Here is a 7,270-nt window from a genome sequence, read left to right as displayed (position 1 = left end):
GGGAGGGCTGCCTGGGTTCGGGGGAGGGCTGCCTGGGTTCGGGGGAGGGCTGCCTCGGCTCTGGCCCCGGCCGCCCCCTGGCGGTGCGAACCGCAGCCGTCTGCGCTGCGACCGGCGCCTGCGCCGCGGGCAAGCCGCGCCTGGGCGTCTCGCGACGCTGGGCGACGGCCGCGAGCCGCTCGGCCTGAAGCAGCTCGGCTCTCCCGACGAGCATGCCTGCGACCAACCAGGTGAGAGGCCACATCGACGAGTTCGGCAGCAGGTCAACCAGGTTGATCGCCAGCATCAGTGCCAGACCCGCCGTCGCCGGGCCCAGGTCCGGCCGGTTGCGGTATCGCCAGAGCATCATCACCGGCGCGGCGAGCAGCCCGAACACCGCAATGAACCCGGCCAGGCCGCCGGTCCCCAGCGCGATGACCCAGCTCCCGTCGGTCACACTCAGATCCCAACCGAAGACGGGATCGAAGACGCGGTTGCGCGCCCAACCGCCCCAGCCGAAAAGAGGCTTCTGCAGCGCCTTGTCTAGGAGGATGTCCTCGTTGGCGAACCGGTACTGCAGCGAGCCTCCGCGATCTCCCCCGATCATGGACACGATCCTGTCTGCCGGAAAAACGTCGTAGGCGCGCGCGAGGGGATAGAGCAGAACCATCGCCGCCAGCGCCGCGGCGATCGTGATCTGCATCGAACGCTTCGCGAAAAGCGCCACCGGCGTGGCGAAGGCCGCCAGGAGCAGCGCCCCGAACGAATTGCACAGCGCCAGGATCAATCCGAGCCACCCCAGCTTTGTCCAGCCCTTGCGCCGATCCGGCGGCGCGGCGTCGCGCAGGAGCGCGCTGGCGGCAATGATCGACAGCGCCAGCAGCAACGTCAGGGTCAGCCCGTGGCCCAGCAGGACCATCGGGCGGTAGCCGCCGCCCCGGATCGCCTGGATAAAGTCGGTCGGAAAGTAGCCGTAGACCCACCTGTGGATCTGTGGGCTGAGCCGCAGCTCGATCAGAATCGGCACAGTGTAGAGCAGCAGGGCGAAGACCAGGATCCGCAAGACCATCGCATGGTCCTCGGAGCGCGCGAGGTAGCGCCGGCCCAGCAGAATCGGCAAGACCGTCGAAACGGCCCCGACCATCGTCACCAGCCCATCATACAACTTCAGCGCCGGGAGCACTCTGGGGCCATAGACGGCCGGAGTTCCGTTCAGAGCGGCCGTGATCCACGGCTGCGTGACCAGCACGAGCAGAAGCAGAAGCAGGATCGGCGATTTCGGCAGCCACCCGGGAAGCGGTTGGGACGAATCCTGCGCGCCTGCGCCCCGACCGGACGACTGTCGTGCTCCGCCGATCGCAAAGACGCAGCACAACAGCGCAGACCACATTGGCGCCGTGTTGCGACTCAAGGCGGGGAAGAGGGGCAGGTCGATGCCGAAGCTGGCCGGCAGCAGCAGCATCCCCGCGACCACGGTCGTCACGATCGCGCGGCCCGGCGGCATGCGCAGGAAGAGGAAGACGGTCACAAGCGGCCAGGACAGCACGGCGATGTATGCGGCCAGACTCTGCATCTCGTCTCCTGACGTGGGCGGCTGGCGCGTCGCCCGTGCCGCCTCCGCCTTGACCGAAGGCGGGCCTCCTACGCGTCGGGCGAGGATGCGGAACCCTCGGCGCCTCGTCCATCCCCGGCGGCAAGTCGCCTCGCCGCAGCGCCATTCAAGGACCCGCGCATCCGGGGCGGGCCCGGCGACGTCGCAGATCGGGCTTGCGTGCCGATCCCGCCGCGGCTCCTCCGAACGCCCCGAGGCGCCTCGAGAATGCCTCTAGTCGAGCGCGTCGCGCATGTCCATTCGCACGTCGCCGGCGGCGCCCGCGCCCGTGCCGCCGCCCCCTTGGGCGCGCAGACGCCTTAACGATTTTCTAACCAAGCCCTCGCGATGGTCGCGATCCGGACACCCGACGCCCCGGAGAGGCTTCCGCCCGTTGACCCAGATCCCCGTCCCCCCGGGGCGGCGCCTTTTCGCCGCCGCGCTCGCCGCCTCGCCCCGCCGCCTGCGCTGGCGGATCGCCCGACGGCTCGATCCGACCGCAGCGCTCTGGGTGCAGGGGCTGGCCGGCTCGACGCGTCCCTACTCGCTCGAGGGGATGCGCGCGCGCAGATGCATCTTCGTCCACGTGCCCAAGTGCGCCGGCCTCTCGATCGCCGAGACGCTGTTCGGCGACCGCGCCGCCGGCCACGCCACGCTCGAGGACTACCTGAACGTCTTCGGGGCCCGTTGGACCGACCGGGCCTTCAAGTTCGCCTTCGTGCGCGACCCCTTGACCCGCGCCGTCTCGGCGTTCGAGTTCCTGCGCGCCGGCGGCCTGCACCGCTGGGACGCCGAATTCGCCGAGCGGCGCCTCGCCCGTTTCGCCGACGTCAACGACTTCGTCCTGCACGGGCTCGGCGACCCCGAGATCATGGGCTACCACCATTTCCGCGAGCAGGTCCGGTTCCTGACCGACCCGCGCACCGGACGGATCGGCGTGGACGTCCTGGGACGATACGAGCGGATCGAGGCCGACTTCGCCCGCATCTGCGTCCGCCTGGGGGTCGAGGCGCCGCTGGCCCGGCGCAACCGCCGCGAGACGACGGCGGCCGCGCCGGATCTCTCCGACGCGGCCGTCGCCCGCATCGCCGAGGTCTACCGGCGCGACTGCGAGACGTTCGGCTACCGGCCCGGCGCCCCGCCGGACCGGCTCGAGGCCTCAGCCGATCAGGCCGTGACCTCGGCGGTGGCCTGGCCGGCGTAGATCGCCGCCTGGGTCACCATCGTGTTGGCGCCGTCGCCCTCGGCGCTCCAGCCCGGGGGGTTGGCCGGGATCTCGTCCCAGACCTGGCCGATGCCGCCGTTCCGACCGCCCGAGAGGTAGGGGGCCGACACCCCGTCCGTGCCGACCAGAACCCCGTTGATGTAGAGCGCCGCCTTCTGCCCGGTCACGCAGTTGCCCGACAGCACCACCTCGAACGTGCCGCTCGGCGCGGGCGTCTTGATCACCGCCAGATCCGGCGCCGAGACGAGCCGGCCGTTGCTGTAGCCCATCACCAGCATCAGCCGGTCCGTGCCCGCGTCGTCGTAGATGAAGCAGCCGCAGCCATAGCCGCTGCCCCCCGACTCCCACAGCACGCCGTAGTCCCCGGCAGAGCGGGTGACCGTGAACCGCGCCGTCAGCGCGGTGGCCGTCGGCTTCAGCGTGGCATAGCCGAACCCGGCGTTCCAGGTCGCGCTCAGCGTCATCCCGAAGGTCGGATTGGCGGTCGAGACGGTCAGCGTCGCGAGCTCCCAGCGCCCGCCGTCGGACCACACCACCCGGTGCTGTCCCGGCGACTGCGGGTTGTCGCCCACGGCGAGCGCCGTCTCGGTCGTGCCGTCCGCGGCGACCAGGTACGCGGTCCGCCCCGCGGGCACGGTGATCTTGTCCGCCCCCCCGGTCGGCGCCCCGGTCGAGGCCGCCAGCGTCGGGCGCTTGGGCGCGCGGAAGGCCTCGATCAGCGCCGGCTGCGCCGCGGCCGTCGGATGGATATGATCGAGCGTCGAGGCGGGATAGCCGATCTCGTAGGCGTCGATCAGCTTCACCCCGAACTCGGCGGCCACCGTGCGGCAGGCGGCGACATAGCCCTCGAACCAGACGCGCGTGCGCCCGGCGAAATCAGGGTTCACCGCAGTGTTCAGCCCAGTGTCCGAGATCCAGTAGGGCGTCACCAGCCAGATGTTCTCCCGCCCGTAGCGCACCATCCACCGCCGCAGGGACGAGCGCAGGTCGCGCGCATAGCCCTGCGGGTTGAAGGTGGCGTCGGCGTGGATGTAGCGGGCGTCGTTGAAGCCGTAGGCGCAGATGATCGCCTGCGCGCCGGCGGGAAGCGAGCGGTTGGCGAAGCTGCCCATCAGGCTGGTCCCCAGCGGCGCCCCGCCCGCCGCGAGGCTGCCCTGCAGGACGCTGCCACCCGAGCCGTTGTTGTCGTCGGTCCCGCCCCACTGGCCCACGACCACGTCGTCGACCCAGCTGTCGACCCCGCCGCTGCCCTGGGTGATGCTGTCGCCGACCGCGACGACCTCGCCGAAGCTCCAGCCCGCGGTCAGGCTGACGGTCAGGCTCAGGTCCCAGGTTCCCGACCCGGTCGCGCGGATCACGAAAGGCGCCGACAGCGCGCCCGAGGCCGGCATCGTCGCGGTCAGCCGCCCGGTCCCTGCATCGACCGCGACGCCCGACGCCTCGGGCGGCGCCGAGACGAGCGCGTAGGCATGGCTTCCCGCCGGCAGATAGGTGGCGGCCGAGGCGACCAGGGCGGCGCCGTAGGCGGCCGTCATCGGGGTCATCGTCACCGGCGTCGTCGCCGAACCGGAGACGGCGACTGTGAACGTGTCGTCCACATGCCCCGCGGCGTTGGAGGCGCGCACGGTGATCGCGACCGTCTGCGCGGCGCCCGGAGTCCAGCTGAGCACGCCCCCCGTCACCGAGGCGCCCGCCGGCCCCGAGACCACGCCGAAGGCCAGGTTGGGGCCCGCGAAGGCCGCCGCCAGGTCGACGCTCATCGGCGCGCCGACGGGCGCGCCCCTCTCGGCGATCGGCGCGACCAGGGTCGGGGCGGTGTCGGCGGTGATGAAGGCCGGGCGCGAGGGCCCGACGCTGACCACCTCGACCGCGGCGCCGACGCCAGGCGCAAAGCTCCCGTCGGCATCGGCCAGCCAGGCGTCGTCGGCGGCGCCCGCGGGGCGCCAGTAGAAGGTGATGGGGGGAAGCGTCGCCATGATAGAACCTCCCGCAGGCGGAAAGGCCGCCTGCGTCGTGAGAAGAACCGGGGGATGGGAGAAAGGGGCGAGACCCGCATGCATGCTCGCGATGCGCGGCCGCCCGAGAGCCGGTCGCACGCAGGCGCCGACGTCGATGCACGACCGCCCCCGGTCTTATCAGAGCAAGGTTAATTCAACGTTTCCGGACCCAGGCGGCCGGTCCGGAGGCGCGAGCGCTGCATGTCGGGGGTCGGACGCCTGCCGTCTCGCTGCAAGCGTGGCCCGCGCGAGGCCCCGGGTCAGGCCCGGGGCGCGCCCGGCCCCGGCGTGCGGGGGGGGGCGGATGCCGGGGTCGCCGGCGGGCGCAGCCCCTCGGGCAGACGACCGGCGAGGCCGCCGCGGATCAGGGCGGCGAGCCAGGCCGTCTCCTGCGCCACATCGAACTCGGCGGCGACCTTGGCGCGGCCCGCCTCGCCCATCCGCGCGCGCAGCTCGGGGTCGCTCAGCAGCCGGTCCATCGCCGCCGCCAGCCCCGCGGCGTCCCCCGGCGCCACGGTCAGGCCCGAGACCTCGGGCTCGACCAGCTCCTCCACCGCCGCGATGCGGGTGGCGAGCGCGGGAATGCCGGTGGCCAGCGCCTCCATCAGCACCACGGGCAGGCCCTCGGCGAAGCTGGGCAGGACCAGCAGGTCGGCGCGCGACAGCTCGGCCGCCACCGCCTCGGGGGGCAGGAAGCCGAGGATCTTCACCGCCTCGCCAAAGCCGCCGCGGGCGATCTCGGCCTCGATGTCCGCGCGCGAGGGGCCGTCGCCGATCAACGCCAGCTCCGCCTCGGGATGGCGGGCGCGCAGGGTCGCGAAGGCCTCGAGCAGCACCGTCAGTCCCTTCTCGGGCGCGAGGCGCCCCACGAACACCGCCCGCTTGCCGGGGCTGCGCCCGGGCGCAGGCGCATAGGCCGCCGGCTCGACCCCGCAGTGGACGATGCGCAGCTTCCCCCAATGCTCCCGCGCCGAGAACAGCATGCACTGCGAGCGGGCGAAGTGGCTGATGCAGGCCACGAAACGGGCGCGGGCGATCTTCACGTCCAGCCGCCACGTCTCGGGCGCGTGGAACTCGGCCGGGCCGTGCAGGGTGAAGCTGCGCGGCAGGTCGGCGATCTCGGCGGCCAGCAGCGCCACGGACCCCGACGAATCCGCGAAGTGATGGTGCAGCCATACCGCGCCCGAGCGGCGCATGTGCTCGGCCAGCACGCCGGCCTCGAGGAAATAGAACAGCTGCCACAGCCCGCCCTTCAGGCCGGGCGGCGCCGTGCGCGCCGCCAGCCCCAGCGCCCGCGCCCAGCGCCCCGGCGCCCGCGCGATCCAGCCCAGGTGAGCGCGCGCCAGCCGCAGGGGCGACTTCGCCGTCTCCAGCACGTGGAAGGTCGCCGCCGCCTCGGCGCGCTGAAACGCCGAGACCTGCTGGCTGGGATCGGTGCGCCGGACCGAGCAGGTCAGCACGTCCAGCCCCTGCGCCCGCAGCCCCGCCACCTCGCGCTGGATGAAGGTGTCGGTGGCGCGCGGATACTCGCCGGTCAGGAAGGCGATCGGGCCGCGGGAATTGTCCGAAGTCATTGAAACCCCTTGTCGCCGGTCCTAGCCGGGCATCCCCGCCACCGCCTCGAACCCATGGCGCGGGCGCCAGCCCAGCGCTGCGCGCAGCCGCGCGTCCGAGACCGGGACCCCCTGGAAGCGCGCCGCATAGACCGGCGCGCGCAGCAGCCCGGGCGCCCTGTGGCCCTGTCCGAGCGCGCCCAACGCGCCGGCCGCGGCCCGCAGGGCGGCGGGCGGCAGCGGCAGGGTCAGCTTCGCCCCCGACCCCTCGGGCATCGCCGCCCGCCAGCGGGCGCGGTCGGGCGCGTCGGCGTCGACCACGTTCAACGCTTCCGGCACGGCCGGGGCGGGCGCCAGAGCCGCCAGCGCCAGCGCCTCGGCGCAGGCGCCCACGGGGATCGCCGCGATGGGCCCCTCGCCCATCGCCAGTTCCAGCGGCCCCTTGCGCACGCCGAGATGCGCGCAGTCCAGCCGGCCGGGGCGATAGACATAGGCCGGCCGCAGGATCCGCAGCGGCAGGCCGGACGCCCGCGCGATCGCCTCCTGCCCCAGCTTGGCGCGGGTGTAGGCGTCGCGCCCCTCCGGCGCGCCCTCGAGCGGCGAGGCCTCGTCCAGCGCCAGGCCCGAGGCCCGCACCGCCGCAAGGTCATAGACCGAGAAGGACGAGACCAGGACCAGCAGCGCCCGCGGCGCCCGCGCCCGCATCGCCGCGCAGACCGCGCGGGTCGGCCCGAGCGTGTCGCGCGCCTGCTCGACATCGCCCCCGGCCAGCCGCGCGGCGGCGTGGACGACGGCGCAGGCGCCCTCGACCAGCCCCTCGAGCCGCTCGGCCACAGCGGGGAAGGAGAGGTCGCAGGCCGCGGGCTCGATCCCGCCGCCCGCCACCCCGCCCTCGCCCCCGGTCCAGGCCTGCATCGCGGCGCGC

5 protein-coding genes are annotated in these 7,270 nt (G+C 73.4%); 1 reads left to right on the top strand and 4 read right to left on the bottom strand.

Annotation, left to right across the window (positions count from 1 at the left end):
- Nucleotides 1–1,552: hypothetical protein (locus AAC134_RS23060; protein WP_339952018.1), on the bottom strand; the 1,552-nt coding region annotated here is incomplete at its 3' end.
- 412 nt (nucleotides 1,553–1,964) lie between these two features.
- On the opposite strand from AAC134_RS23060, the gene AAC134_RS23055 reads away from it, so the two are divergent.
- Entirely contained in the window at nucleotides 1,965–2,774 is an 810-nt protein-coding gene (locus AAC134_RS23055; RefSeq protein ID WP_339952016.1) for a sulfotransferase family 2 domain-containing protein, read from the top strand.
- Here the strand turns inward: AAC134_RS23055 and AAC134_RS23050 are convergent.
- From AAC134_RS23050 to AAC134_RS23040, 3 genes are all read right to left on the bottom strand, one after another.
- Nucleotides 2,738–4,771, bottom strand: a complete 2,034-nt coding sequence (locus AAC134_RS23050) for a GDSL-type esterase/lipase family protein (protein WP_339952014.1) — start codon at nucleotides 4,769–4,771, stop codon at nucleotides 2,738–2,740. The two genes, AAC134_RS23055 and AAC134_RS23050, sit on opposite strands and share 37 nt — an antisense overlap.
- Before the next feature lie 281 nt (nucleotides 4,772–5,052).
- The gene (locus AAC134_RS23045; RefSeq protein ID WP_339952012.1) at nucleotides 5,053–6,366 is read right to left on the bottom strand and encodes a glycosyltransferase; all 1,314 of its coding nucleotides are present in this window, start codon (nucleotides 6,364–6,366) and stop codon (nucleotides 5,053–5,055) included.
- A 21-nt stretch (nucleotides 6,367–6,387) separates the two neighbouring features.
- Nucleotides 6,388–7,270: hypothetical protein (locus AAC134_RS23040; protein ID WP_339952010.1), on the bottom strand; the 883-nt coding region annotated here is incomplete at its 5' end.

Source organism: uncultured Albimonas sp., assembly GCF_963977235.1.
Classification (GTDB): Bacteria; Pseudomonadota; Alphaproteobacteria; order Rhodobacterales; family Rhodobacteraceae; genus Albimonas.
This window is presented reverse-complemented; position numbering and strand designations above follow the sequence as displayed.

Coding starts and splice junctions, on each gene's coding strand:
- AAC134_RS23050 (WP_339952014.1), bottom strand. CDS start 4,771: ATGGCGACGCTTCCCCCCATCACCTTCTACTGGCGCCCCGCGGGCGCC.
- AAC134_RS23045 (WP_339952012.1), bottom strand. CDS start 6,366: ATGACTTCGGACAATTCCCGCGGCCCGATCGCCTTCCTGACCGGCGAG.